Origin of the sequence: Actinoplanes sp. CA-030573, from assembly GCF_050951115.1 — a bacterium.
GTDB lineage: Bacteria > Actinomycetota > Actinomycetes > Mycobacteriales > Micromonosporaceae > Actinoplanes.
The window spans coordinates 2,052,098-2,076,621 of record NZ_CP192038.1; the positions used below are offsets into that span (position 1 = coordinate 2,052,098).

The window sequence follows — 24,524 nt, forward strand, 5'->3', positions numbered from 1 at the left end:
CTCAGGCCACCTCGGCCGGCGTGCCCGCGGTGACCCGGACCAGCTCGGCGTACGTGATCGGGAAAACCGCGCGGGGTACGCCGCCGGCCGCCCAGATCACGTCGTACTTCTCGAGGTCGACGTCGACCAGCGTGCGCACCGGCTTGGGGTGGCCGAGCGGCGCGACGCCACCGATCGCCTGGCCGGTGTGCTCGCGGACGAACTCGGGGGTGGCCCGGCGCAGCTTCGCGAGACCGAGGCCGGCCGCGACCTTGGCCGTGTCGACCCGGTGCGCGCCCGAGGTCAGGACCAGCAGCGGCTCGCCCTCGGCATCGAAGATCAGGGAGTTGGCGATCTGGCCGACCTCGACGCCGAGCGCCTCGGCGGCGGCCACCGCCGTGTGCACCGCCTCGTCCAGGACCACGATCTCGGACGTACGCGCTCCGGCCGCCTCCAGCGCCTCGCGCACCGCGACCACGTTCGGATGGGTTTCCATGCCGCCTATTCTGTCTCTTCGCTGATCAGACCCTTGCCGAACACCCAGTGCGCGATGTTGTCGATGAAGTCGTGCGGGAAGCCGCGGGTGAAATCGGTCGCCGCCGCGAGCCGGTCGATCTGCTCGCGGGTGAGCCTCACCTCGGTCGCGCCCAGGTTGTCGAGCACCTGCTCGAGCGAGCGGGCGCCGATGATCGGGACGACCGCCTTCGAGCGCGCGGCCGTCCAGGCGATCGCGACCTGCGACGGGGTGGCGCCGATCTCGTCGGCCACCGCCTGCACGGCGACCGCGGCCGCCCGCTGCGGCTCGGTGAGGCTCGCGGGATCGTGCCGGCTCGGCCCGGCGACGCCACCGGCTTGCGTGTACTTGCCGGAGAGGATGCCGCCGGCGAGCGGGCTCCACGCGGTGACGCCGATGCCGAGCGACTCGGCCATCGGGAGCAGCTCGCGCTCGATGTCGCGGTCGATCACGTTGTACGGGACCTGGAGGGCGGTGAACGGGCTCCAGCCGTGCCACTCGGCCAGCGTCTGACCGCGGGAGACGACCCAGGCGGGCGCGTCGGAGATGCCTACATAAAGGACCTTTCCCGCCCGTACGGCGTCATCGAGCGCCCGCATGGTCTCCTCGATCGGCGTGGATCTGTCCCACACGTGCACCCAATAGAGGTCCAGGTAGTCGGTCCGCAGCCGGCGCAGGCTGGTCTCGAGCGAGGCCCGCAGGTTCTTCCGGGCGTTGCCGCCGCCGTTCGGGTCGTCGGCGTTGCGGGTGCTCGTGTACTTGCTGGACAGCACGAACGACTCGCGCCGGCCGGAAAGCAACTGGCCCAGGAACTCCTCGCTCTGCCCGTCCCGGTAGTTGATCGCCGTGTCGACCGTGTTGCCGCCGGCCTCCTCGTACGCGTCGAGGATCTTGCGGCACTCCTCGAGCGGCGCGCCCACGCCGCCCTGCTCGCCGAAGGTCATCGCGCCGAGAATCAGCTCGGACACGCGCAGGCCGCTGCTTCCCAGGGTCCGGTATCTCATCGGGCCTTTATAGCCCGACGGCCGCGGCGCTGGCGTCCCAAAGCTCGGCGGCCAGCGCGGCGTCGGCAGCGTGCGGCTTCGGCTGCTTGACGTCGTGACCCACGTAGTAGCCGCCGGCGACCAGGTCGGTCTCGGGCGCGGTGGCCAGCCAGGCCAGCAGCGCGCCGGCCTTCTCGGGCGTGGTCAGGAACGGGGCGTACCGGTAGAAGAGGCGCATCGCCTTGGTGTCGCCGAAGTTCGAGCGGACCACGCCGGGGTGGAAGGCCAGGCTGAACACCTCCGGCCACCGGCGGTGTGCCTCCGAGGTGAAGAGGATGTTCGCCGACTTCGTCCCGCCGTACGCGCGGAAGGCTTTGTAGGTCTTGGGGTCGCCGGTGAAGTCACGCGGGTCGGGCGGCCCCTGGCGGTGCGCCTCGGAGGCCGTGTTGATCACGCGGCCGCCGGCGAGGCGCTCGCGCAGCAGGTGGGTGAGCAGGAACGGGCTGAGGTGGTTGCCCTGGACGGTGGCCTCGAAGCCGTCCTTCGTCCTCCGGTACTCGCTGATGATCCCGCCCGCGTTGTTGGCCAGAACATCGATCTTCGGGTACGCCGTGAGCAGCCGATCGGCGAGGCTGCGGACCTGGTCGAACGACTCGAAGTCGGCCCGGAGCTGACCGGGCTCGCGCCCCTGGCCGGCATTTCGGACGCGCCGCACCGCCTCGGCGAGCCGTTCCGGATTGCGGCCGACGACGACGAGGTTGTCGCCCTGTGCGGCCAGCTGCTCGGCGGCGGCGAGGCCGACACCCGAGCTCGCCCCCGTGATCACGATGGTCCGGTCCATCACGTCCTCTTCTCGAAGTTCAATTGGTTGTACGACGAGTCGCTGTACGCGGGGATCTCGTGGTACCCGCTGCTGCGGTACAGACTCGCCGCCTCCGGCAGAGAAGTGTGGGTGCCGAGCCGGAATGTTCGATAGCCGCTCGCCTGGGCGCCGCTTTCCAGGCGGTCGAGGATGCGGCGGCCGAGGCCCAGTCCCCGGTTCGCCGGATTTATCCATATGTGGCGAATTTCTACGGCGTCGGCGGACAGCGGTTGCCAGGCGCCGCAGCCGGCGGCTTCTCGGTCGTCCTCCTTTGCGCCCTCTTTTGCCAGCAGGAACTCGCCGCCCGTCTCGGCCAGCTCGCCCGGGCGGAGCAGGGCGCTCTCGTCATAGCCCTCGGGGAAGCGGGTGTCGAGCTCGGCCGCGTATCGCCGCAGGCACTCCCGGGCCGCCGGGTCGTCGTCGGGGACGGCGACGATCTCCACCGCGGCCATCCGGAGCAGGCGGCGGACCTGCTCCTGCGCGTCGATCAGGCGGTCGCGCTGGCGCGGGGTGAGCCGGCCGAGCATCGCCTCGACGCTGCCGCGGGCGCGGTCGTCGAGCTCGGCCCGGGCCGCCCGGCCGTCGGCGGTGGGCACGGCGACGCGTACGCGTCCGTCGGTGTCGTGCGGGCGCACCTCGACCAGGCCCTGGTCGGTGAGCGAGCGCAGCATCCGGCTCAGGTAGCCGGAGTCGAGGCCGAGCCGGGTGCGCAGGTCACGCAGGTCGGCGCCGTCCCCGATCTCGAAGAGCAGGCGCGACTCGCTCCAGGGCCGCTCCAGCCCCAGATAGTGGTCGCCGAGGACGCCCAGGCTGCGCGTGTAGTAGCGGTTGAAGTCACGGACACGCTCGATCTGGTCCATTCTCTGACTATAGTCAGAGAATTTTCCCGGGGTAACCACGCCTGTTTTTGTCGTACAGGCGTGCTAGTCTTCGAGTAGTTAGAACGGATGTTCGAAAGCACCCTCAAGGCTTCGAACAACCGCCCTGACTCCGGGAGCGGTGTTTCGCGGCACGGCCCCCGGGGTGCGGCGCCCGCGAAGTGCCGCACAGAGAGAGGCTCCGGGCATTCGCGGGCCCGGTCGCCCTCGGACAAGGCAGGACCGTCGCCCGCCGCCCCCGACCCCCGGGTGGTGGGCGACGGACCCGCCGGCATGGTCCGGCCGGGTGTGGTGTGGGGAAGCTTCACGCCCGGCCGGCTCGCCGCACGCGGCGCTGCGTCTTCCTCCGCAGCGATCGGTTCGACCCATCGGTTACAGCGGTACGTCGGATGCGACACATGCGAGGAGAACGACCTATGGCGAGCAACACGGCGCCGGCCCTTCTGAGGGCGCACGCGCCGACCTCGGCGGCGCAGGCGGAGGCCCCCGCGGTCCCGGCCCACATGCTGCCGCACCGCACTCCCGCCCAGCTGCTGGCGATAGCCCGCCAGGGTCTCGACGAGGCGGCGCGAACCCGTCCCGACGGCCTGCGCTACGCGGCCGCCCACCTGGCCGCCCTGCGCGCCGCCGCCGCGGTGCTGGCCGCGCGGGCCCGCCCCGCCGCTCCCAGCCGCCGCAGCAAGGTGACCAGCGTCTGGTCCCTGCTGGTGCTGGTGGCCCCCGACTTCGCCGACTGGGCCGGCTACTTCGCCCTGGGCGCCACCAAGCGCGCCGCCGCCGAGGCCGGCATCCCGCGGGTGGTGACCCCGCGAGAGGCCGACGACCTGCTGCGCGCCGCTGAGCAGTTCGTGGCCGTGGTCGAGTCGTCGCTGGGGTTGAGCTACCAGCCGCCGCTGGCCGCCTGACGGGTCTCCCCGCCCGGGCCGGTCGGCGTGGGTCCGGCCCAGGCGGATCGACAGCCCCGCCGGATGGTCCTCCGGATCGCGGTTCGGGGTGGTCCGGTCTGCGGTTCGGGGTGGTCCGGTCTGCGGCTCGGGTTGGTCCGGTCTGCGGCTCGGGGTGGCTCGGTTGCCGCTTGCTGGGCGGCTTCGCTTTGGCTGTCCGGCTCGTGTGTCCGCTTTGTGTATTCGATCGGGCTTCGCCGTCGTCGTTCGTGCCCTTCCAGCGTCTGGTTTTGCTTAGGTGGCGCCCCCGCTCGCCGGCCCGCCCGATTTATCGGAAATATCAGTTTGCAGCACCGTAACTCAGCACCTCCGTCCGGATTGGCCGGACGGGAAGAAACACGGCAACACGGAGCGTGGCACCGATGGCGGGACGCATGATCAACGGTGCGGCCGCCCTTGCGGAACTGGTTCGGGCGGCCGGGGAGACGGCCGAGCCCGGTGTGCACCGGATGCTGCCGGTGGCGCCCGAGCTGAGCGGCCTGTTGCCCGGTCGCGGGTTGCGCCGGGGCAGCACCGTCGCGGTCGCCACCGGCCGGGCGGCGCCGGCCAGCGGCGGCACGTCCCTGTTGCTGGCGCTGCTCGCCGAGGCCTCGCGAACCGGTTCCTGGTGCGCGGTGGTCGGCGTGCCGGCGCTGGGCGCGCTCGCCGCCGCCGAGACCGGCATCGCCCTCGACCGGCTGGCCCTCGTGCCGAACCCCGGCCCCGACTGGCCCACCGTCGTGGCCGCCCTGATCGACGGCGTCGACGTGGTGGTCGCGGCCGTCCCCGGCCCGGTAGCGCCCACGATCGCCAGCCGCCTCGTGGCGCGGGCCCGCCAGCGCGGCAGCGTGCTGGTGCCGTTCGGCCGCTGGGACGGCGCCGACGTCACCCTGGAGGTAACCGAGGGCCGCTGGGAGGGCCTGGGCGCCGGCCGAGGCCGACTGCGCCGCCGCGAGGTCACGGTGCGGGCCCGCGGCCGGGGGGCGGCCGCCCGGCCCAAGGAGCTGACCATGTGGATGCCGGGCGTCACGGTCAGCCCGTTCAGCCTGCCGCCCACACCTACCACTTCGGACGGTCACGACTCCGGCGATCACCCGGACCGCCGGGATCGCCCCGATCGTCCGGACGGCTCGGACCGCCAGGATGGCCCGGACCGCCCGAATCGCCCGGATGGGCCGCTTCCCGCCGAGAAGCCCGGGCGCGATGCTCGTCCCGCTTCCGCGCTGGGCCTCGGTCGCCATGCGTCCTCGGCCGGCGAGCTTGCGCTGTCGAGTCGCGATGGCCGGGCCTTCTCGGTGATCCGCTTCTCTCGCCGCCCGGTCCGGACCGAAGTGCTCGAGGCGTCGCGTCGTGGCGCTCGGAGGTTTTCCGCGCTCGGTGCCGCGAGCCGGGCGGCCCGATCCGCGAAGTCGGCGGTGGGAGCCGCGCCTGCGGTGGGTGGCGGTCGCGGGCGGCGTGCGGCGGTGCTGGTGGCGGGGAGCGAGCGCCGGCGGGGAGTGGGCTGACGTGGGGGAGGAGATTCGGACCCTGCTTGTCTGGTGCCCGGACTGGCCGGTCATCGCGGCCGAGATCGTGGACGGGGTGCCGGGGGCGGAAGCGGTCGTCGTGTTGCGGGAGAACCGGGTGGTGGCCTGCTCGGAGGCGGCGCGGCAGGAGGGGGTGCGGCGGGGACTCCGGCGGCGGGAGGCACAGAGCCGCTGCCCGAAGCTGGTGGTCGTCGAGTATGACGCGGGGCGCGACGCCCGGGCGTACGAGGCCGTGGTCGCCGCCGTGGAAGAGGTCGCGGTCGGGGTCGAGGTGATCCGGCCGGGCGCCTGCGCGCTCGCGGCCCGGGGACCGGCGCGGTACTTCGGCGGGGAGGAGGCCGCGGCCGAGCGGATCGTCGAGCAGATCGCCCAGGTCTGTGCGGTGGAGAGCCAGGTGGGCATCGCCGACGGGGTGTTCGCGGCGGGGCTCGCGGCCCGCGATGGTCTGATCATCCCGCCGGGGGAGACCGCCGCCTTCCTGGCCGGGATGCCGATCGCGGCGCTGGAACGGCCGGAGCTGGTCGACCTGCTCAAGCGGCTGGGCGTGCAGACGCTCGGCGACTTCGCGGCGCTGCCGGCGGGGGACGTGCTGAGCCGGTTCGGCTTCGACGGGGCGCTCGCCCACCGGCTCGCCGCCGGGCGCGACCATCGGCCGCTCGCGGTCCGGCAACCGCCGCCCGACCTGGACGTCGCCGAGACCTACGACGAGCCGCTGGAACGGGTGGACGTGGCGGCGTTCGCGGGCAAGGCGCTGGCCGAGCGCCTGCACGAGAAGCTCGCCGCGCACGGCCTGGCCTGCACCCGGCTCGGCATCGAGGCGGTCACCGCGGACGGCCAGGAGCTGCACCGGGTGTGGCGGCACGACGGCACCCTGACCGCGGCCGCCATCGCCGAGCGGGTCCGCTGGCAGCTGGACGGCTGGCTCACCGGCGCCCGCCGCGGCGCCGCGACCCGGCCCACCGCCGGCCTGGTGCGGCTGCGGCTCATCCCCGACGGCGTGCTCGTCCACCTGGGACTCCAGCCCGGTCTCTGGGGCGACGCCGGCGCCGACCGCGAGCGCGCCCACCGGGCGTTCAGCCGCGTGCAGGGCCTGCTCGGTCCCGAGTCGCTGGTGACCGCCGTCCTCGGCGGCGGCCGCTCGGCCGACGACCAGATCCGCCTGGTCCCGTGGGGCGACGAACGTGAACCGGCCCGGCCCGCGGCCCCGCAGGCCGACCCGATCCCGGGCGTCGGCGTGGCCCCGCTGCTGGCCCGCTCCGAGGCGCCGGCCCTGGTCTTCAACTTCACCCCGCCTCCGATCGACGACCGTCCGGCGCCCGAACCCGGGGACCGGCCCGCCGACGTGATCGACCTGGCGTCCCGGCGGGCGGCCCGGGTGGAGGAGAAAAGGCAGGCGGAGGAGCGGGAGGAACTGGCTGGGCGGGAGGGTCCGGCCGGATGGGAGGGGCCGGCCGGACGGGAAGAGCCGGCGGCTGGGCGGGAGGAAACGGCCGGGCCGGTGGGAGCTCCGGCGGACGGGCTCACGGTGGTGACCGTGCCACCGGCCCGGCGCAAGGGCGGCGGTGGTCGTCGCCCGGTCCCGGCCTCCGCGGCGCTGCCGCCCTGGCCGGGCCGCCTGCCCAAACCGGCGCCCGCCGTGGTGCCGCTTCAGCCGATTCCCGCGGTCGTGCTCGACCCGGCCGGCGTCCCGGTCGGCGTGAGCGCCCGCCTGGAGCTGACCGGCGACCCGGCCGCCCTGATCGTCGAGCGCGGCGGGCCGGTCGAGATCAGCGGGTGGGCCGGACCCTGGCCGGTGGACGAGCGCTGGTGGGCGAGCGGTGAGGGCCGCCGCCGGGCGCGTTTCCAGGTGGCGCTCTCGGACGGGCGGGCGCTGCTGCTCTCCCTCGCCGCCGGTCATTGGGCGGTGGAGGCGATCTATGACTGAGCGGGCCGGCCGGAGGCGGGGATGAGCTTCCACAATCCGAAGCAGCCGTGGTCGGACCTGGAGGCCGCGCTCACCGGAAAGCCGATCAAGGCTCCGCAGGGCGACGACATCCGCCAGATCGGGAAGGAGGCGCCGAAGCCCTTCCACGTCGACCCGCTCGCCATCGACGCGGACGGTGGGGACTCGCCGGTCTGGAGCCGCAAGCGGCAGGCCTATCAGGCGCCGCCGCTGATCCGGCGGGAAGAGCCCACCGTTCCGTACGCGGAGTTGCACTGTCACACCAACTTCAGCTTCCTGGACGGCGCCAGTCACCCCGAGGAGCTGGCCGAGGAGGCGGCCCGTCTCGGCCTCACCGGGCTGGCCGTCACCGACCACGACGGCTTCTACGGCGTGGTCCGCTTCTCCGAGGCCGCGCGCGACCTGGAACTGCCCACGATCTTCGGGGCCGAGCTGTCGCTGGGGCTGACCAAGCCGCAGAACGGCGAGCCCGACCCGGAGGGGCAGCATCTGCTGGTGCTGGCCAAGGACGCGGCCGGCTACGCGGCGCTGGGCAGCACGATCGGCGAGGGGCAGCTGACCGGCGCCGAGAAGGGCAAGCCCGACTACGGCGGCGTGGAGCGGATCGCCGAGCGGCTGAGCGGCCGTGTCATGGTGCTGACCGGCTGCCGGAAGGGCCTCGTCCCGCGCGCGCTCGCCACCGGCGGCGTCGAGGCGGCGGCCCGGGAGCTCGACCGGCTGATCGAGCTGTTCGGCGCCGAGCACGTCGTGGTCGAGCTGACCGACCACGGCGACCCGTACGACGGTGACCGCAACGACGTGCTCTACCAGCTGGCGCGGCGGCGGAAGCTGTCGGCGGTCGCCACCAACAACGTCCACTACGCGATCCCGGCCCGCCGCCGGCTGGCCACCGCGGTCGCCGCCGTGCGGGCCCGGCGCAGCCTCGACGAGATCGACGGCTGGCTGCCCGCGGCCGGCACCGCCCACCTGCGCAGCGGCGCCGAGATGGCCCGCCGGTTCGCCGCCTACCCGGGCGCGGTCGAGCGGGCCGCCGAGCTGGGCCTCGCGCTCGCCTTCGACCTCCAGCTGGTGGCGCCGCAGCTGCCGGCGTTCCCGATCCCGGAGCCGGGCTACACCGAGATGGGCTGGCTGCGGGAGCTGGCCATGCGCGGCGCCCGGGCCCGCTACGGGCTGCCCGACGAGGTGCCCGAGGTCTACGCGAAGCTCGAGTACGAGCTGCAGATGATCGAGAACCTGGACTTCCCGGGCTACTTCCTCGTGGTCTACGACATCGTCAAGTTCTGCAAGGACAACGACATCTACTGCCAGGGCCGGGGCTCGGCCGCGAACTCGGTGGTCTGCTACGCGCTCGGCATCACCAATGTGGACGCCTTCGAGTACGACCTGGTCTTCGAGCGGTTCCTCGCGCCGGAGCGGGACGGGCCGCCGGACATCGACGTCGACATCGAGTCGGATCGCCGCGAGGAGGTCATCCAGCACGTCTACCGGCGGCACGGCCGGCGGCACACGGCCCAGGTCGCGAACGTCATCTCGTACCGCCCGCGCTCGGCCGTCCGCGACATCGCCAAGGCTTTCGGCTTCTCGCCCGGCCAGCAGGACGCGTGGAGCAAGCAGATCGACCGCTGGGGCAGCGTCGCCACCGTGGACATCGACGACATACCCGAGCAGGTGGTGTCCTTCGCCAACGAGCTGCAGACCTTCCCGCGGCACCTGGGCATCCACTCGGGCGGCATGGTGATCTGCGACCGGCCGGTGAGCGAGGTGTGCCCGGTCGAGTGGGGCCGGATGCCGGGCCGCACGGTGCTGCAGTGGGACAAGGACGACTGCGCCGCGATCAACCTGGTCAAGTTCGACCTGCTGGGCCTGGGCATGCTCTCGGCGCTGCACTACGCCTTCGACATGATCGACGACAAGCTCGACTTCGGCGACATCCGGCCGTCCGACCCCGAGGTCTACGAGATGCTGTGCCGGGCCGACTCGGTCGGCGTCTTCCAGGTGGAGAGCCGCGCGCAGATGGCGACCCTGCCCCGGCTCAAGCCGGAGGTCTTCTACGACCTGGTGGTCGAGGTGGCGCTGATCAGGCCCGGTCCGATCCAGGGCGGCTCGGTCCACCCGTACATCCGGAGGAAGAACGGCATCGAGAAATGGCAGATGCCGCACCCCACGATGGCTCGCGCCCTGGAGAAGACGCTGGGCGTGCCGCTCTTCCAGGAGCAGCTGATGCAGCTCGCCATGGACTCGGCCGGCTTCACCCCGCTGGAGGCGGACAAGCTGCGGCGGGCGATGGGCTCGAAGCGCTCGGTCAAGAAGATGGAGGAGATGCGCGAGCGCCTCTACCAGGGCATGGCGGCGAACGGCATCTCCGGCGAGCTGGCCGACGACCTCTACGTGAAGCTGTGCGCCTTCGCGAACTACGGCTTCCCGGAGAGCCACGCGATCAGCTTCGCGTACCTGGTCTATGTCAGCGCCTGGCTCAAGCGCTACCACCCGGCCGCGTTCTGCGCGGCGCTGCTGAACGCGCAGCCGATGGGTTTCTACTCGCCGCAGACGCTGGTCGACGACGCGCGGCGGCACGGCGTGGAGGTGCGCCGGCCGGACATCAACCTCAGCGACGCCGCGGCCACCCTGGAGCGAACTCCGCAGACGCGGGCGACGAGCGAGAAGGGCGAGCCTCCGCACGCTTGGGGAATCGGGGGACCGGCCGTCCGGCAAGGGCTTTCCCGCATCCGTACGGTGGGGGACGAGCTTGCCCGGGCGATCGAGCAGGAGCGGCGGGCCCACGGGCCGTACCGGAGCATGACCGATCTGGCCCGCCGCACCGGATGCACCACCGCGCACCTGGAAGCGCTGGCCACCGCCGACGCCTTCGCGGGTTTCGGCCTGTCGCGCCGGGAGGCGTTGTGGGCCGCGGGCGCCGCCGCGCAGGACAAGCCGGACCGGCTGCCCGGGACCGTGACCGGCACCGACGCGCCGATGCTGCCCGGGATGAGCGAGGTCGACCGCCTGGTCGCGGACGTGTGGGCGACCGGCCTGTCGCCGGAGACGCACCCGGCGCAGTTCATCCGGGCCGAGCTCGACCGGGTCGGCGCGTTGCGGATCTCGCAGCTCGGCCGGGTGGAGGCGGGCACCCGCATCCGGGTCGGCGGGATCGTCACCCACCGGCAGCGGCCGGCCACCGCGGGCGGCGTGACCTTCGTGAACCTCGAGGACGAGACCGGGATGCTCAACGTGACCTGCTCGCCGGGCCTGTGGCAGCGCTACCGCCGGGTCGCCCGCACGAGCTCGGCGCTGATCGTGCGCGGCCGGCTGGAGAAGGCGGAGGGGGTGCTCAACCTGGTCGCGGACCGGTTGGAGACGGCCACCCCGCCGGTCACGCCCGCGTCCCGCGACTTCCGGTAGCGTACCCATTTGTCGGATTTGTCGGACAATCTGGAGTACGCAATGATCCCCACGATGATCGGCCTGGTCGCGGCGGTGCTCGCCGCGGGGCCGCCGGGTGGCTACGGCGACGGCGGTGGCCGCGGTGAGCCGGAGTCGAAGCTCACGGTGAGCTACATGGCGGACGCCGGCTTCGCCTCCGCGGTCAAGCTCGAGTGCGGTCCGGCCGGCGGCGGACATCCCCGGGCGGCCGCGGCGTGTGCCGAGCTGACCGCCGTCGGCGGCGACCTCGACAAGATCGAGCCGGCGCACACCGCGTGCATCCTCATCTATCAGCCGGTCACCGCCGAGGTCACCGGCGAATGGCGGGGAACCACGGTGCAGTGGAAGCACCGTTACGGCAACAGCTGCGAGATGCGGCGAGCGCTCGGCGCCCTCGTGGCGTTCTGAACGGCGGGGGCGCGCGCTGCGGGTGCCGGATGAGGAAGGCCGATACGCTGCCCGTGTGGAAACCGCATCGACGCGTACGGCCCGACCGCTCGCCACCGCCCGCACCGCCGCCGTCTGGGCCGTGCTCCGCCGCGAGCTGGACCGCCACGCCGGCCGCGCGCTGACCGTGGTCGACGTCGGCGGCGGCACCGGTGGCTTCGCCGTGCCGCTGGCCGAGTCCGGGCACACCGTCACCGTGGTCGACGCCAGTCCCGACGCGCTCGCGGCGCTGACCAGGCGCGCCGCCGACGCCGGGGTGGCCGGGCGGGTGCGCGCGGTGCAGGGCGACGGCGATGCGCTCGCCGGCCTGATCGAGCCGGGAAGCGCCGACCTGATCCTCTGCCACGCCGTGCTCGAGGTGGTCGACCAGCCGGCCGACGTGGTCGCGGCGATCACGGCGGCGCTGCGCCCGGGCGGGGCGGTCAGCGTGCTGGTCGCGAGCCGGGCCGCCGCCATCCTCGGCCGGGCGATCAACGGGCATCTGCGGTCGGCGTCGGCGCTGGTCACCGACCCCGACGGCCGGGCCGGAGCCCGGGACACGCTGCGCCGCCGGTACGACGCGGACACGGCGGCCGACCTCCTGCGCGCGGCGGGGCTCGAGGTCGAGGAGACCCACGGGGTGCGCGTGCTGGCCGACCTGCTGCCGGCCGCGGTGATCGAGGAGGATCCGCAGGCGCTGCTCGAGCTCGAGCTGGCGCTCTCGGCGCGGCCACCCTTCCGCGACATCGCCTCCCAGCTGCACCTCTTCGCGCGCCGCCCATGAGCGGGGAAGAGGCCGGGAGCGGGGGCGCGGCCGGCGTGGGGACCGCCCTGGGCGAGGGCGGCGTGCCGGGGGACGGGCTCGGGGCCGACGCGCTCGTGCCGGTGCGGCCGGCCTACGGCAGCGGCAGCCTCGCCGATCTGCTGCCCAGCGTGTGCGCCGTGCTTGGCGTGCCGGGCTCGCGGGACGTGCTGGGGCTCGCCCCGGCGCTGGACGGGGTCGACCGGGTGGGCGTGCTGCTCGTCGACGGGCTCGGGTCTCATCAACTGGGTGCTGCCTCCGCGTACGCACCCGTGTTGAAGGATCTCGCCCCCGGGAGCCGCAGCCTGACCGCGGGTTTTCCGTCGACCACGCCGGTCAGCCTGGTGACCCTCGGGACGGGCGCGTTGCCCGGTGCGCACGGCGTGCTCGGCTTCACGACGCGGCGGCCGGACGGGCGCGTGCTCAACCACATCCAGTGGCACGACGACCCGGACCCGCGCCGATGGCAGCCGGTGCCCACCCGCTTCGAGACGGCGGCCGCGGCCGGCATCGCGGTGACCGTGGTCAGCAAGCCCGAGTTCCGCGGAAGCGGGCTCAGCCTCTCGGCCAACCGTGGGGCCGTCTACGTGGGCGCCTCGAACGCCGGGGAGCTCGCCGCCGGGATGCTGGCGGCGCTGTCGGCGGGACCTGGCATCGTCTACGGCTATCACCCGGATCTCGATCACTACGGACACCAGGACGGAGTGGAGTCGAGCACGTGGCAGGCGGCGGCGGCCGGGGTCGGCGAGCTGCTCGACCGTCTCGTGCACGGGCTGCCGCCCCGGTCGGCGCTGCTGGTGATCGCCGACCACGGCCAGCTCAACATCCCGCTCGAGGGCCGCGTCGACATGGGCGACATCCCGGAGCTGGCCGACGGCGTGGTGGGCGTCGCCGGGGAGCCGCGGGTCCGCTATCTCTATGCGGCGCCGGGCGCCCGGGATGACGTGATCGCGGCCTGGCGCGGCGTGCTCGGCTCGGGCGCGTGGGTGCTCAGCCGGGAGGAGGCGGTCGCGCAGGGCTGGTACGGCCCGGTGCCGGACGGCCACCTCGGCCGGATCGGCGAGGTCGTGGTGATCTGCCTGGAGCGGGCGGTGGCGCTGGCGACCGGCTGGGAACCGCCGGCGGTGGGCAAGCTGATCGCCTACCACGGCTCGGTGACCGCCGCCGAGATGACGATTCCGCTGCTGATCGCCCGCTGAGCGCGATAAGTGCCATTTGCCGGAGTAGCGGCCGGCCGCCGATTTTTGTCGGAGGGTGGCGCTAGGTTCATGGCGTGGGACGCAGTCAGGTGGTGCCTCGAGGGCGTGACCCGCGCTTCGGTCCGGAGGCCGACGACGCGGGGTGCACGATCCTGCACGTCGACATGGATGCGTTCTTCGCCTCGGTGGCCGTCCGGGCGCAGCCCGAGCTGCGCGGCAAGCCGGTGGTGGTCGGCGGCATCGGCCCGCGCGGGGTGGTGAGCTCGGCCAGCTACGAGGCCCGCCGCTTCGGGGTGCGCAGCGCGATGCCGACGGCGCGGGCCCGGGCGCTCTGCCCGCAGGCGATCTTCCTGCCGGTCGACGGGCCGGCGATCTCGGCGGCCTCGGCCTCGGTCATGGCGATCTTCCGGGACGTGACGCCGCTGGTCGAGCCGCTCTCCTCGGACGAGGCGTTCCTCGATGTCGCGGGCGCGCAGCGGCTTCTCGGCCGGCCCGCCGTCATCGCGCGGAAGATCCGGGAGCGGATGTACGAGGAGCAGCAGCTGACCTGCTCGGTCGGTGTCGCCCCGACGAAGTTCGTGGCCAAGCTCGGCTCGACCCGGGCCAAGCCCGACGGCATGGTCGTGGTGCCGGCCGCCCTGGTGCTCGACTTCCTGCATCCGCTGCCGGTCGACGCGCTCTGGGGCGTGGGGGAGCGGGCCGCCGAGACGTTGCGCCGGCTGGGGCTGACCACCGTCGGCGAGCTGGCCCACGCGCCGTACGGCATGCTCCGCCGCGCGGTCGGTGAGGCCGCGGCCGCCCACCTGCATGAGCTCTCGTGGGGCCGCGACCCGCGCCGGGTCACGCCCGAGCGCGAGGAGAAGTCGATCGGCGCCGAGATGACCTTCGACACCGACGTGGCCGACCGCGAGCTGCTGCGGCGCAGCCTGCTGGCGCTGGCCGAGAAGACCGGCGCCCGGCTGCGCGCGAGCGGCCAGGTCGGCCGCACCGTCGCGATCAAGGTCCGGCTGGCCGACTTCCGCACGGTCAACCGGTCACGCACGGTGCCCACGAGCACCGATGTGGCCCGGGAGATCTTCGAGACCTCATGGGGCTTGTTCGAGGCGCTCGGTGCGACCGATCACATCCGGCTGGTCGGCGTGCGGGTCGAGGGCCTCAGCCCGGCGGCGACCACGTCGCGGCAGCTCAGCCTCGGCGAACCGGAGCGTGGCTGGCGTGAGGCCGAGGCCGCGGCCGACGCCGTGGCCGCCCGGTTCGGGCGCGCAAGTGTCGGTCCAGCCAGTCTTTTGGGACGAAGCGATCTCCGCCGCACCGAAAATCACCCCCAGCGGACGGTCGTCCCGCTTTCCGAGCCGCCAACCCCCTCGTAGACTTGCTCGATAAGGCAGCCGACGGCTGTCCCGCGCCACCTACCTTGTTTCACTCCGACCCCGGCTTCGGGATCGGATATGCGCCCGGGGAGGAATGCCGTGCCGCTCTCGGAGCACGAGCAGCGGCTGTTCGATCAGATCGAGCGGTCGCTTGCCGAGGATCCCAAGTTCGCCTCGGCTGTGCGGGCCAGCGACCCGCGTTTCCACGCACGGCGCCGGCTCCTCGTCGCCGCCTTCGTGATCATCCTTGGTCTGGCCCTGGTCGTCTACGGGACGGTGAGCAGCAACACGCTGCTCGGCGTCGGCGGTTTCGTGGTCATGCTCGGTTCCGCCGCCTTCGCGATGCAGTCCCGTCGCAAGGTCAACGCGCCCGACCTCCACGCCGTGGGCGGCACCGCGAGCCGTCGCACCCGTCAGACGCGCAAGGCCGGGCTGCTCGATCGGCTCGAGGACCGTTGGCGTCAGCGTCCGGAAGGGCACCGCTGACCCGGCGCGCTCGCTGACGAGCGCGCACTCCTGAACACGCTGGCGTCCGAGACGTCCAGCGACCGGCAGATGGCGGCCACGGGCCGCCATCGCCGTTTGTCGATGCGCCCGCCGTCACCCGCGCGAGGCGTGGCCGGCGGTCGTGGCCGCGCTGCGAGCGCCGGCTATGTGCGGGTCGGCCACACGCAAGGGCGAGCGGCTAGGAGGCCGGCCAGGCGTCGAGGACCTCGGCGTGACTCAGGCCCAGCGATGTGTCGATGTGCTCGAACCACGCCGCGCACTCCGGGATGGTCATGATCTGCTTGGCCGACTCCGCGGCCTCCTCGCGCGTGCGCCACACGATCACGTCGAGCCAGGTGCCGTCCTCCTCCCTGGTCAGGTAGGCGGCCTCGCAGGCCGGGAACCGGGCACGCAGCGCCGCCAGCATCGCGGGGCGGTCGGCGATCATGCGGTCCTCGGCGCCGGGGCGCACGGTGAAGCGGGCGAATTCCACGGTCATCGTCACGCGGGCGACACTAGACCCTGCCTACGACAAATTCGGGGGGTCGGGCGTGGCCGAGCTGCGGTACACCAAGTGGGGCGGCAAGAAGCACTGGACCTTCGCGGCGGAGCCGCTCGGGAGCGACCGGTTCGGCTGGTGGTACGGGTGCCGGGCGGGCATCGCGATGCACCGGGGGCACGAGGAGCCGATCTTTCCGGAGTACGAGTTCATCGTGCTCTGCCCGGCCGAGGGCAGCTGGGTCGCGTCCTGGAACGGGCCCGCCCACCGCGAGGTCGAGGTCTACGTCGACGTCACCACGGTGCCGGCGCGGACGGCGGACGGCAGCATCGAGGCGGTCGATCTCGACCTCGACGTCGTGCGGCTCCGGGACGGGACCGTCGAGCTGCTCGACGAGGACGAGTTCGAGGACCATCAGCGCCGGTACGGGTACCCGGCCGAGCTGATCGCGCAGGCCCGCGCCACCGCCGACGAGCTGGTCGCGATGATCTCGGCCCGGCAGGAGCCGTTCGGGGCCGTCGGCGACGCCTGGCTGGCGAGGTTTCGCGGGACCGAAGGAAAAGAAACGGACGCCGCCCCCGCGTGACGGGGACGGCGTCCGGCAACGGTGCTCAGCGCCCCCGGCTCGCCAGCAGGCGGCGCGGGCTGAAGCGGGACAGCGAGTCCCGCACGCGGCCCGACCAGCCGACGAACCGGGCCGACGCCTCGGCCAGGCCCAGCCGCCAGCGCAGCAGGATCGACGGCGGCAGCAGGACCGCCGCGATCCGGGTACGCCGGTTGGCCGAGCGGGCCAGCCCCTTGCGCACCTGACCCAGCGCCGACGTCAGCTCGCCACCCTGCAGCGGCTTCCGGGCGTACCGCGCGCGCTCCTCGGCCGTGCCCAGCAGCGTCGCCGACTCGGCCGGCCGGTCGGGCAGGTACGCGTCCTTGATCAGGCGCTGCGCCGTGACGCGCGGGGTCTCGGTCGGGTCGACCGGGATCCGGAAGTCGATCATCGTGTCGAGCAGCTCCTCCCAGGCGGCGTGGGCGTCCTCGCGGGCCCGCGTCGCCTCGGGTGTGACCACGATGCCGTGTTCGCCGCCCGGTGGCCCGGCTCCCGAGGCCGCCAGCACCCGGGGCGCCTTGGGCGCCGTCGCCGCGTGCCGTCGCCGTCGCAGCAGGGCCCGGCGCAGGGCCGGCACCAGCAACAGGGCGATCAGCAGGGCCACGCCGCCGGCGATCCAGAGGGCCTTGTACGACGTCTTGTCCGCACCCGTGTCGAAGCTGCCGGCCCCGGTCGGGTCGTTGGCCCCGCGGTCGGGCCGGTTCGGGTTGCCGGGCGCCACCGACGTCTCGGGCCCGGCCGCTCCGGCGTTCGTCGACGACGACGGGAGCGGGGTCGTCTCGTCGACGTTCGGCGCGTACGACGACCGGGCCGAGCCGGCCACGCTCGACGCGGGTGTCGCGTCGAACGGGATCCAGCCGAAGCCCTGCAGGTAGACCTCGGTCCAGGCGTGCGCGTTCCGGTTCGTGATGATCCACGAGCCGTCGACCGGGTTGCCCTTGGTGAAGCCGAACGCGACCCGGGCCGGCAGACCGGCCACCCGCGCCATCCAGGCCAGCGCCGCCGCGTACTGCTGGCAGTAACCGACCTTGTTCTTCAGGAAGGCGGCGATGTCCGAGCTGCTGCCCGCCGACTCGGTCGTCAGGCTGTAGCTGAAGTTGTTCGCCTTCGAGAAGTAGTTGTACAGCGCCCGGATCTTGTCGTAATCGGTGGTCTTGCCCTTGATCAGGCCGGCCACCAGGGTGTCGACATAGTCGTCGCGTGGGGTGTTCGTGTACTGCGTGCGCAGCGGGTTGTCCTTGTTCAGCGGCTCGGCCGTGCGCAGCTCGGCCTCCGTGTAGGTCGCCCGCACGTAGTCGAACGAGTACTTCTTCCCCTTGGTCGTCTGCCGGTTGGAGAAGATCACCTGCTGGTTCGGGTCGTACGACCAGCCGCCGCCGAGGTCGCCCGCGCGGATCGTGTTCGCGTAGACCGGCAGCATGTTCTGCTTCAGCGCGTCACTGACCTCGATCTGCGCGTGGTACTGCTGGAACTCGCCGCCCGCCGTGCCGCCGCGCGGGTCGGGCAGACCCCGGTTGACCGCGTTGCCGACCGGGGCGCGGTTGCCGAAGCCCAGGTTCGTGAGCTGGTCGGCGACCCCGAAGCGGAGGTAGAACGGGAGCTCCTCGTTGGTCGTCAGCTTGATCACCTGGACCGTGTTGCCCTGGGTCAGGTTGCCGCTGAGCGACGCGAACAGGCTGATCCGCCCGCCGTTGCCGTTGCCGCCCCCGCCGGTGCCGACACCGCTGCCGCTCTGGGTGAGCTGCGACAGCAGGCCGCCGGTGATGGTCGGCACGAGCAGCGGCAGCACCACGGCCGCGGCCACGCCGACCACGCCCAGGCGCCGGCCCGCGGCCGCGAGCGGCGAGGGCTCCCAGACGTCGACGTCGCGCCCGTCACCGGTGAAGCGGCGGCCGAAACGCCGTACGCGATCGACGTTATCGGAGACCAGGAGCCACATGAAGCCGGTCGCGCCGATGATGAACGGCAGCACCGGAACGTCGTCGACGTAGACCGCGACCGGGACCGAGTAGATCGCCAGCATCGGCAGGCCGGCCAGCGCCGGGCGCCGGGCGACGACGGTCAGCAGGTCGACCGCGATGGCCACGCCGCCGATGCCGAGGACCGTGACGAACAGCAGGCCGTCCCGATCGGGGACCGGCACGCCGTACGACCTCGTATCCTGCCCGGCCTGGGTGAACAGGTCGGCGAAATGACCGAAGGTGGCCGGTTGCGGCACCAGGATCTCGTGGCCGCTCGGGAACATCCAGGTGAGGACGAGCAGCAGGACCACGACCTCGCTGAGCGCCTGCGCCCACACCGGGAACCGCAGGGTGCGCGCGAGCATCGCCGCCCCCGCGATCAGGCCGACCGCGAGGATGCAGCGGACCAGCCAGTTCCACGATTCGAAGATCGACGAGATCGGCGCGGCCGCCAGCAGCGTGGCGCCGGCCGCGACCAGCCCGAGACGTCGCCGGCCGGTCATCGGATCACCCCTCCGACGGTCTCGGCCATGGCGGCTCGCCAGGCGAAGCCGCTCGAGCCGCGGGCGGCGGCCGGCCACAGGTTGGGCAGCGTGGCGCCGTGGGTCACCGGCACCGAGCGCCAGCCGGCGTGCACCAGGGCGAGCGCCGCGGCGGCGTGCTCGCGGTCGGCCTCCTGCCGCTCGCCGGCCGACATCGAGACCCAGGTGGAGCTGTCGATGGCGAAGCCGATGCAGGTGGCGCCGTTGCCGCGCAGGCCGGCCAGCAGCTCGGCCTCGGCGACGGTGAGCGAGCCGAAGATGCCGATCACGAGGCCGCCGTCGGAGCGCCGGCGCACCTGCTCGACCAGGATCGAGACGTCGCCGTTCTGGGCGAGCTTCACGTCGGCGAGCGTGTCGAGGATGACGCCCTCCCCGGCGATCTCGGCCGCGTCGATGTCGATGCCGGAGCCGGTGACCAGGCGCAGCTTGTAGCCGGCCGCGCGCAGGTGCATGGCGATGCTGGCGGTGGCCGAGACGGCCCACTCGAAGCTGGCCGTGGGGCCCTCGCCGCGGTGGGCATAGACCCGGGTGTCGAGCACGACCGTGGCGCGGCTCTCCCAGGGCTGCTCCTCGCGGCGCACCATCAGCTCGCCGGTGCGGGCGGTCGACCGCCAGTGCACGCGCCGCAGGTCGTCGCCGCGGCGGTACTCCCGGGTCGCGGCGTCGTCCTCGCCGTGCACGGCCACCGACCGGGCGCGGCTGTCGCCGGTGCCCGCGTACTCGCCGGCGAGCCGGACCGTCGGCAGCGGCACCACCTGCGGGATGACGGTGAGCCGGTCGACGCTCGGGAAGGACCGGGTCAGCTCGCACAGGCCGAACGGGTCGGTCAGCCGGATGACCAGCGGGCCGATCGGGTACTTGCCGCGCACGTCGGCGCGGACCGTGTACGCCACCGAGCTCGCCTGGTGCGCGCCCAGCCGCTCGAGCACGACCCGGGGGCGGCTGCCCAGCGCGTACGGCAGCTTGTCCTCCAGCAGCAGCGTGCCGGTGGGCAGCCGGGACATGTTCTGCAGGCGCAGGATGACCCGGGCGCTGGACCCGACCGGGGTGCGGCCGGGCTCCAGCGAGCGGGTGCAGGCCAGCTTGTACCGGCTGCGCCCGACGTACGCGGCGGCGAGCAGCGGCAGCGCGGCCAGCAGCACCGCCACCCGCAGCAGGTCACGCTCGCCGAGGACGATCGCCGAGATGCCGGCCGCGGCGGCCGCGGCCAGGAAGGATCGGCCGCGCGTGGTCAGCCCCCGCAAGGCCTCTCGCATGTCAGTGCCCCCGCGGCTCGTACTGGGCGCCGCCGCCGGCGCCCGGACGGGTGTCGTAGGGCGAGCGGTTGCGCTCGTGCGGCAGCGGCAGCCGGTGCACGATCTCGGCCACGATCGCGTCTGTGGTGCGGCGGTTGAGCTGCGCGTCCGCGGTCGGGATCAGGCGGTGCGCGAGAACCGGGACGGCCAGCGTCTGCAGGTCGTCGGGCAGCACGTAGTCGCGGCCCTCGAGCGCCGCCACCGCCTTGGCCGTGCGGACCAGCTGCAGCGTCGACCGCGGTGACGCGCCGAGCCGGATCTCGGGTGCCTCCCGGGTCGCGGTGACCAGCGCGATCGCGTACTGCTGGACGGCGTCGGCGGCGTGCACGTCGCGAACCGTGGCGATCAGCCGCCGGACCATCGAGGCGTCGGCGACGGCCCGCAGGTCGTTCAGCGGGTCGTGCGCGCCGTGGCCGCTGAGCATCGCGAGCTCGGCCCGCGGGTCCGGGTAGCCCATGGCGATCCGGGCGGTGAACCGGTCGCGCTGCGCCTCGGGCAGCGGGTAGGTGCCCTCCATCTCGATCGGGTTCTGCGTCGCGATCACCATGAACGGCGCCTGCAGCTCGTACGTGGTGCCGTCGACCGTGACCTGCCGCTCCTCCATGCACTCGAGCAGGGCGGACTGGGTCTTCGGCGACGCGCGGTTGATCTCGTCGCCGACCACCAGGTTGGCGAAGACGGCGCCCGGCTTGAACTCGAAGTCGCGCGTCTCCTGGTTGTAGACGCTGACGCCGGTCACGTCGCTGGGCAGCAGGTCGGGCGTGAACTGGATGCGTCGTACCGAGCAGTCGATCGACCGCGCCAGCGCCTTGGCCAGCTTGGTCTTGCCGACGCCCGGCACGTCCTCGATCAGCAGGTGGCCCTCGGCGAGGAGCACCGCGAGCGCCAGGCGGACCGTCGCGCTCTTGCCCTCGATGACCTGCTCGATGTTGGCCATGATGGCCTGCGTCGCCGCGCGGAAGTCCTCCGCGGTCATCGGTCCACCGGGCTCGTCCCAGGTCGGGGTTGTCACGGGCCTCCTCCAAGGTCTATTCCGCCACGTCTTTCGCAGCACAGAGCGCAGCGAAACAGGGCGGCATGCCGCCCGTCCCCACAGGTTAGCCCGATCACACCAACTCGCCGAGTGCGGGCAATGGATGCCGTCAAGCAAGCGTCAACGGGACTCAGATATCGGATGGGTAAAGAATCGGACATCGCTCTAGTTATATTTTCGGATCTTCGGAGAGAGTCAGCCATCGACGGGCCACACAAGTGAGGTGCGGCCGGCGCGGGGTCCTCATCGCGTCCGGGCTGCGCCGATGCCCGGTCGAGAGGGGCTGAATTGAGACCGTTATCCGTACCGTCCGTGACCCGGCGGGTGGGGGCGGCGGCCGCCGGCGCAGTGTTGCTGGCGGGACTGTTGCCGGCTACCGCGCAGGCCGCGCCGGACCCGGCCAAGAACGCCGGTAAGACCCAGCGCCAGCAGCCACAACGCCGTGCCGACTACGACAGCCGCGCCAGCCTCGGCGCCGCCGTGGCCGCGCAGCCGACGGCCGCGCTGAAGGCCAGGATCGTTCCGCAGGCGTCCGGCTCGGCCGTGAACAAGCTGCGGGACCAGCTCGGTGTCCAGGGCATCGTGGACATCGACCGGTCGACCGGCACGCCGCGCCGGGTCGCCCGGCTGGACGGGTTCCTGACCGGCAAGAGCAAGCAGAAGCCGGAGAAGATCGCCCGCGACTATCTGGCCGCGCACGCCGACGTCTTCGGCCTCGACGCCGCCTCGATCGCGAACCTGACCCTCCGTCAGGACTACGTCGACGTCGCGGGCACGCACCACCTGAGCTTCGTGCAGACCTCCGCCGGCATCCCGGTCTTCGGGAACGGACTGAAGGCGCACATCGCCAAGGACGGGCGAATCGTCCAGATCGACGGCTCCCCGCTCAAGAACCTCCCGGCGGCGGGCGGCGCGGCCGGCGTATCGGCGGCCGGCGCCCGCGCGGCGGCGGTCAAGGACGTCGAGGGCACCTCCGCCGCCAAGGTCACCAAGACCGACGCGGGGGCGACGAAGAAGACCACGTTCAGCGACGGCGGCAACGCCAAGCTGGTCTGGTTCCAGGCCGCCGGCGGTGCCCGCCTGGCCTGGCAGACGATCGCGGTGGACGAGGGCTACGTGCACGTGGTCGACGCGGCCACCGGCGACGTCCTGTACCGGCAGAGCACGGTCGACGCCGATTCCGCCGAGACCTGGCCGAACTACCCGGGCGCGCCGCGGGGCGGCAAGCAGGTGAAGGTCAGCCTGAGCAAGTGGCTGCCGAACAACTCGCCCCGGCTGGCCGGCAACGTCGCGCACGTCTACTCGGACGTCAACGACGACAACGTCGCCAACCCGACGGAGGAGGTCGCGCCGTCGGCCAAGAAGAGCTTCGACTACCCGTTCACCGACTTCTCGGCGACGGTCGGCGGCAAGTGCTCGGCGTCCTTCCAGTGCTCGTGGGACCCGAAGACCGCGAACTCCTGGCAGGTCAACCGCGCGCAGAACGCGGTCCAGATGTACTACTTCCTGGGCACCTGGCACGACCACCTGGCGGCGAACCCGATCGGCTTCACCCGCAGCGCCGGCAACTTCGAGGCGGTCGACGACGACGCTGTGCAGGGCCAGTCGGACGACGGCGCGAACACCGCGAACGGCCTGCCCGACGGTGACCACGTCGACAACGCCAACATGAACACGCCGCCGGACGGCATCCCGCCGACCATGCAGATGTACCTGTTCCAGCCGGACGACCTGTTCATCGCCGGCAACTCGGGCGACGAGGCGGACATCGTGTACCACGAGTACACGCACGGTCTGTCCAACCGGCTCGTGGTCGACGCGAACGGCAACTCGACGCTCAACAAGCAGCAGCCCCGGTCGATGGGTGAGGCCTGGAGCGACTGGTACGCCATGGACTACCTGGTCAACCAGGGCCTCGAGAAGGACACCGCCAAGATCGGCGACGTGCTGGTCGGCAAGTACGTGACGGCCGGCACCACGATCCGCAGCGAGCCGCTCGACTGCACCGTCGGTGCGCCGGCGGCGGTCTGCCCGGGCACGGCGGCGGCCGGGCCGGGCGGTTACACGTACGGTGACTTCGGCCGCATCTCCTCGCGGGGCGCCGAGGTGCACGCCGACGGCGAGATCTGGGCGCAGACCCTGTGGGACCTGCGCAAGGCGATCGGCAGCAAGAAGGCCGAGTCGCTGGTGACCCGGGCGATGGAGCTGTCCCCGTCGAGCCCGTCCTTCCTGGACGAGCGCAACTCGATCCTGGCGGCCGACCTGGTCGTCAACGGCGGCAAGCTGCAGAAGACCATCTGGAAGGTGTTCGCCAACCGGGGCATGGGCTACTTCGCCGCCGCCCTCGACGGTGACGACAAGCAGCCGGTCGAGGACTTCTCGCTGCCGCCGGGCCCGAACACGCCGCGCGGCACGCTCATCGGCAAGGTGACCGACCAGGACACCGGCGCCGCGGTGGCCGGCCTCTCCATCGGCTTCGGCGGGCACGCCTCCGGCTTCGCCGGCGACCTGCAGGCCACCACGGCCGCGGACGGCACCTACACCATCTCGGGCATCTTCCCGGGCACGTACGCGAAGGTGTTCGCCCGGGGCGCCGGCTACGACCAGCAGACCGCCACGCTGTCGATCCCGTCGCACACGGTCCGCAAGGACTGGGCGGTCCGCAAGGACTGGGCGGCCTCGTCGGGCGGCGGCTCGGTGGTCAGCTTCACCGGCCCCGACTACAGCCCGCAGTGTGGCCCGGCGTTCCTGATCGACCAGTCGCAGGGCTCGGGCTGGGGCTCGGACGTGTCGCCCACCGGCCAGACGGTCGTGCTGAAGCTGTCGGGGACGGTGAACATCAGCCAGCTGGTGATCAACCCGTCGGCGACCTGCGGTGACCCGGCGAGCGTCTCGACCGCCGGCTACCGCGTGGAGACCTCGCCCGACGGCAAGACCTGGACGCAGGCCGCGGCCGGCACCTTCCCGCCCGGCACGGTCACGCCGACCCCGGTCGGCCTGGCCGCCGGCACCGGCACCGGCGTCGGGTTCATCCGCTACACGATGCTCACCACCCAGGCCCAGGTGGCCGGCAAGTGCCCGGCCGGCCAGCCGCCGGCCGACGCCGGCTGCGTGTTCCTGGACTCCACCGAGCTGGCGGTCTACGGACCGGCCGCCTGACGTAGTCGCACGGATACCGGTCGCCGCCCCCGGGCGGCGACCGGTATCATGCACGCATGGCCCGGCCGTTCGACCTTCTTAGCCGGCCGTGCTGCCACCGCCGATAACGACGGGCACAGCA

The 24,524-nt window shown here is 72.8% G+C and carries 18 protein-coding genes and 1 pseudogene; 11 read left to right on the forward strand and 8 right to left on the reverse strand.

All coding sequences use genetic code 11. The features are described from left to right. Window position 1: 1 nt before the first annotated feature. From ACQP2F_RS09625 to ACQP2F_RS09640, 4 genes are read right to left on the reverse strand one after another with little or no spacing between them, the layout of a single operon-like run. The gene (locus tag ACQP2F_RS09625; protein WP_433302613.1) at window positions 2-475 is read right to left on the reverse strand and encodes a YbaK/EbsC family protein; all 474 of its coding nucleotides are present in this window, start codon (window positions 473-475) and stop codon (window positions 2-4) included. A 5-nt stretch (window positions 476-480) separates the two neighbouring features. Beyond that, window positions 481-1,497 (reverse strand): aldo/keto reductase, encoded by a 1,017-nt coding sequence (locus ACQP2F_RS09630; RefSeq protein ID WP_433302615.1) that lies wholly within the window; start codon window positions 1,495-1,497, stop codon window positions 481-483. A 7-nt stretch (window positions 1,498-1,504) separates the two neighbouring features. Further along, window positions 1,505-2,317 (reverse strand): SDR family NAD(P)-dependent oxidoreductase, encoded by an 813-nt coding sequence (locus ACQP2F_RS09635; RefSeq protein ID WP_433302617.1) that lies wholly within the window; start codon window positions 2,315-2,317, stop codon window positions 1,505-1,507. Then, window positions 2,317-3,198 (reverse strand): bifunctional helix-turn-helix transcriptional regulator/GNAT family N-acetyltransferase, encoded by an 882-nt coding sequence (locus ACQP2F_RS09640; protein WP_433302619.1) that lies wholly within the window; start codon window positions 3,196-3,198, stop codon window positions 2,317-2,319. Before ACQP2F_RS09640 ends, ACQP2F_RS09635 begins: the two co-directional genes overlap by 1 nt. Before the next feature lie 434 nt (window positions 3,199-3,632). Here ACQP2F_RS09640 and ACQP2F_RS09645 point away from each other — a divergent pair, with 434 nt between their 5' ends. The 9 genes and pseudogenes from ACQP2F_RS09645 to ACQP2F_RS09685 all read left to right on the forward strand — a co-directional run bounded on the left by ACQP2F_RS09645 (window position 3,633) and on the right by ACQP2F_RS09685 (window position 15,310). Further along, window positions 3,633-4,121, forward strand: coding sequence for an SAV_6107 family HEPN domain-containing protein (locus tag ACQP2F_RS09645; protein ID WP_433302621.1), 489 nt, complete (start codon window positions 3,633-3,635; stop codon window positions 4,119-4,121). Window positions 4,122-4,522: 401 nt separating this feature from the next. Further along, window positions 4,523-5,165, forward strand: a pseudogene (locus ACQP2F_RS09650) (hypothetical protein); the annotation flags it as partial. 480 nt (window positions 5,166-5,645) lie between these two features. After that, entirely contained in the window at window positions 5,646-7,589 is a 1,944-nt protein-coding gene (locus ACQP2F_RS09655) for a DNA polymerase Y family protein (protein ID WP_433302623.1), read from the forward strand. Between the two features lie 21 nt (window positions 7,590-7,610). Beyond that, window positions 7,611-11,006 carry an error-prone DNA polymerase gene (locus ACQP2F_RS09660; RefSeq protein WP_433302625.1) on the forward strand — a complete coding sequence of 1,132 codons (3,396 nt, stop codon included), beginning with the start codon at window positions 7,611-7,613 and terminating at the stop codon, window positions 11,004-11,006. 42 nt (window positions 11,007-11,048) lie between these two features. Continuing rightward, window positions 11,049-11,435, forward strand: a complete 387-nt coding sequence (locus ACQP2F_RS09665; RefSeq protein ID WP_433302626.1) for an SSI family serine proteinase inhibitor — start codon at window positions 11,049-11,051, stop codon at window positions 11,433-11,435. Window positions 11,436-11,490: 55 nt separating this feature from the next. Next, window positions 11,491-12,237, forward strand: a complete 747-nt coding sequence (locus ACQP2F_RS09670) for a methyltransferase domain-containing protein (protein ID WP_433302628.1) — start codon at window positions 11,491-11,493, stop codon at window positions 12,235-12,237. After that, the gene (locus ACQP2F_RS09675) at window positions 12,234-13,454 is read left to right on the forward strand and encodes an alkaline phosphatase family protein (protein WP_433302630.1); all 1,221 of its coding nucleotides are present in this window, start codon (window positions 12,234-12,236) and stop codon (window positions 13,452-13,454) included. The genes ACQP2F_RS09670 and ACQP2F_RS09675 overlap by 4 nt, the downstream gene beginning before the upstream one ends. A 74-nt stretch (window positions 13,455-13,528) precedes the next feature. Next, complete coding sequence (dinB, locus tag ACQP2F_RS09680; protein ID WP_433302631.1) at window positions 13,529-14,824, forward strand: DNA polymerase IV; 1,296 nt, start codon at window positions 13,529-13,531, stop codon at window positions 14,822-14,824. A 99-nt stretch (window positions 14,825-14,923) separates the two neighbouring features. Then, window positions 14,924-15,310 (forward strand): DUF3040 domain-containing protein, encoded by a 387-nt coding sequence (locus tag ACQP2F_RS09685; RefSeq protein ID WP_433302633.1) that lies wholly within the window; start codon window positions 14,924-14,926, stop codon window positions 15,308-15,310. A 199-nt stretch (window positions 15,311-15,509) separates the two neighbouring features. Here ACQP2F_RS09685 and ACQP2F_RS09690 read toward each other — a convergent pair whose 3' ends face one another. Continuing rightward, window positions 15,510-15,809 carry an antibiotic biosynthesis monooxygenase gene (locus ACQP2F_RS09690; RefSeq protein WP_433307423.1) on the reverse strand — a complete coding sequence of 100 codons (300 nt, stop codon included), beginning with the start codon at window positions 15,807-15,809 and terminating at the stop codon, window positions 15,510-15,512. A 52-nt stretch (window positions 15,810-15,861) separates the two neighbouring features. On the opposite strand from ACQP2F_RS09690, the gene ACQP2F_RS09695 reads away from it, so the two are divergent. Further along, window positions 15,862-16,395 carry a DUF402 domain-containing protein gene (locus ACQP2F_RS09695; RefSeq protein ID WP_433302635.1) on the forward strand — a complete coding sequence of 178 codons (534 nt, stop codon included), beginning with the start codon at window positions 15,862-15,864 and terminating at the stop codon, window positions 16,393-16,395. Window positions 16,396-16,420: 25 nt separating this feature from the next. Here ACQP2F_RS09695 and ACQP2F_RS09700 read toward each other — a convergent pair whose 3' ends face one another. Genes ACQP2F_RS09700 through ACQP2F_RS09710 form a run of 3 tightly spaced genes read right to left on the reverse strand, consistent with a single transcriptional unit; the run spans window position 16,421 to window position 21,223 of the window. Then, window positions 16,421-18,877 (reverse strand): transglutaminase TgpA family protein, encoded by a 2,457-nt coding sequence (locus ACQP2F_RS09700; protein WP_433302637.1) that lies wholly within the window; start codon window positions 18,875-18,877, stop codon window positions 16,421-16,423. Beyond that, complete coding sequence (locus ACQP2F_RS09705; protein ID WP_433302638.1) at window positions 18,874-20,172, reverse strand: DUF58 domain-containing protein; 1,299 nt, start codon at window positions 20,170-20,172, stop codon at window positions 18,874-18,876. Before ACQP2F_RS09705 ends, ACQP2F_RS09700 begins: the two co-directional genes overlap by 4 nt. 1 nt (window position 20,173) lies before the next feature. After that, entirely contained in the window at window positions 20,174-21,223 is a 1,050-nt protein-coding gene (locus tag ACQP2F_RS09710) for an AAA family ATPase (RefSeq protein WP_433302640.1), read from the reverse strand. Window positions 21,224-21,556: 333 nt separating this feature from the next. Between ACQP2F_RS09710 and ACQP2F_RS09715 the strand changes: the two genes are divergently transcribed. Beyond that, window positions 21,557-24,403: a M36 family metallopeptidase gene (locus ACQP2F_RS09715; protein WP_433302641.1), complete on the forward strand. Its 2,847-nt coding sequence runs from the start codon at window positions 21,557-21,559 to the stop codon at window positions 24,401-24,403. Window positions 24,404-24,524: the final 121 nt, after the last annotated feature.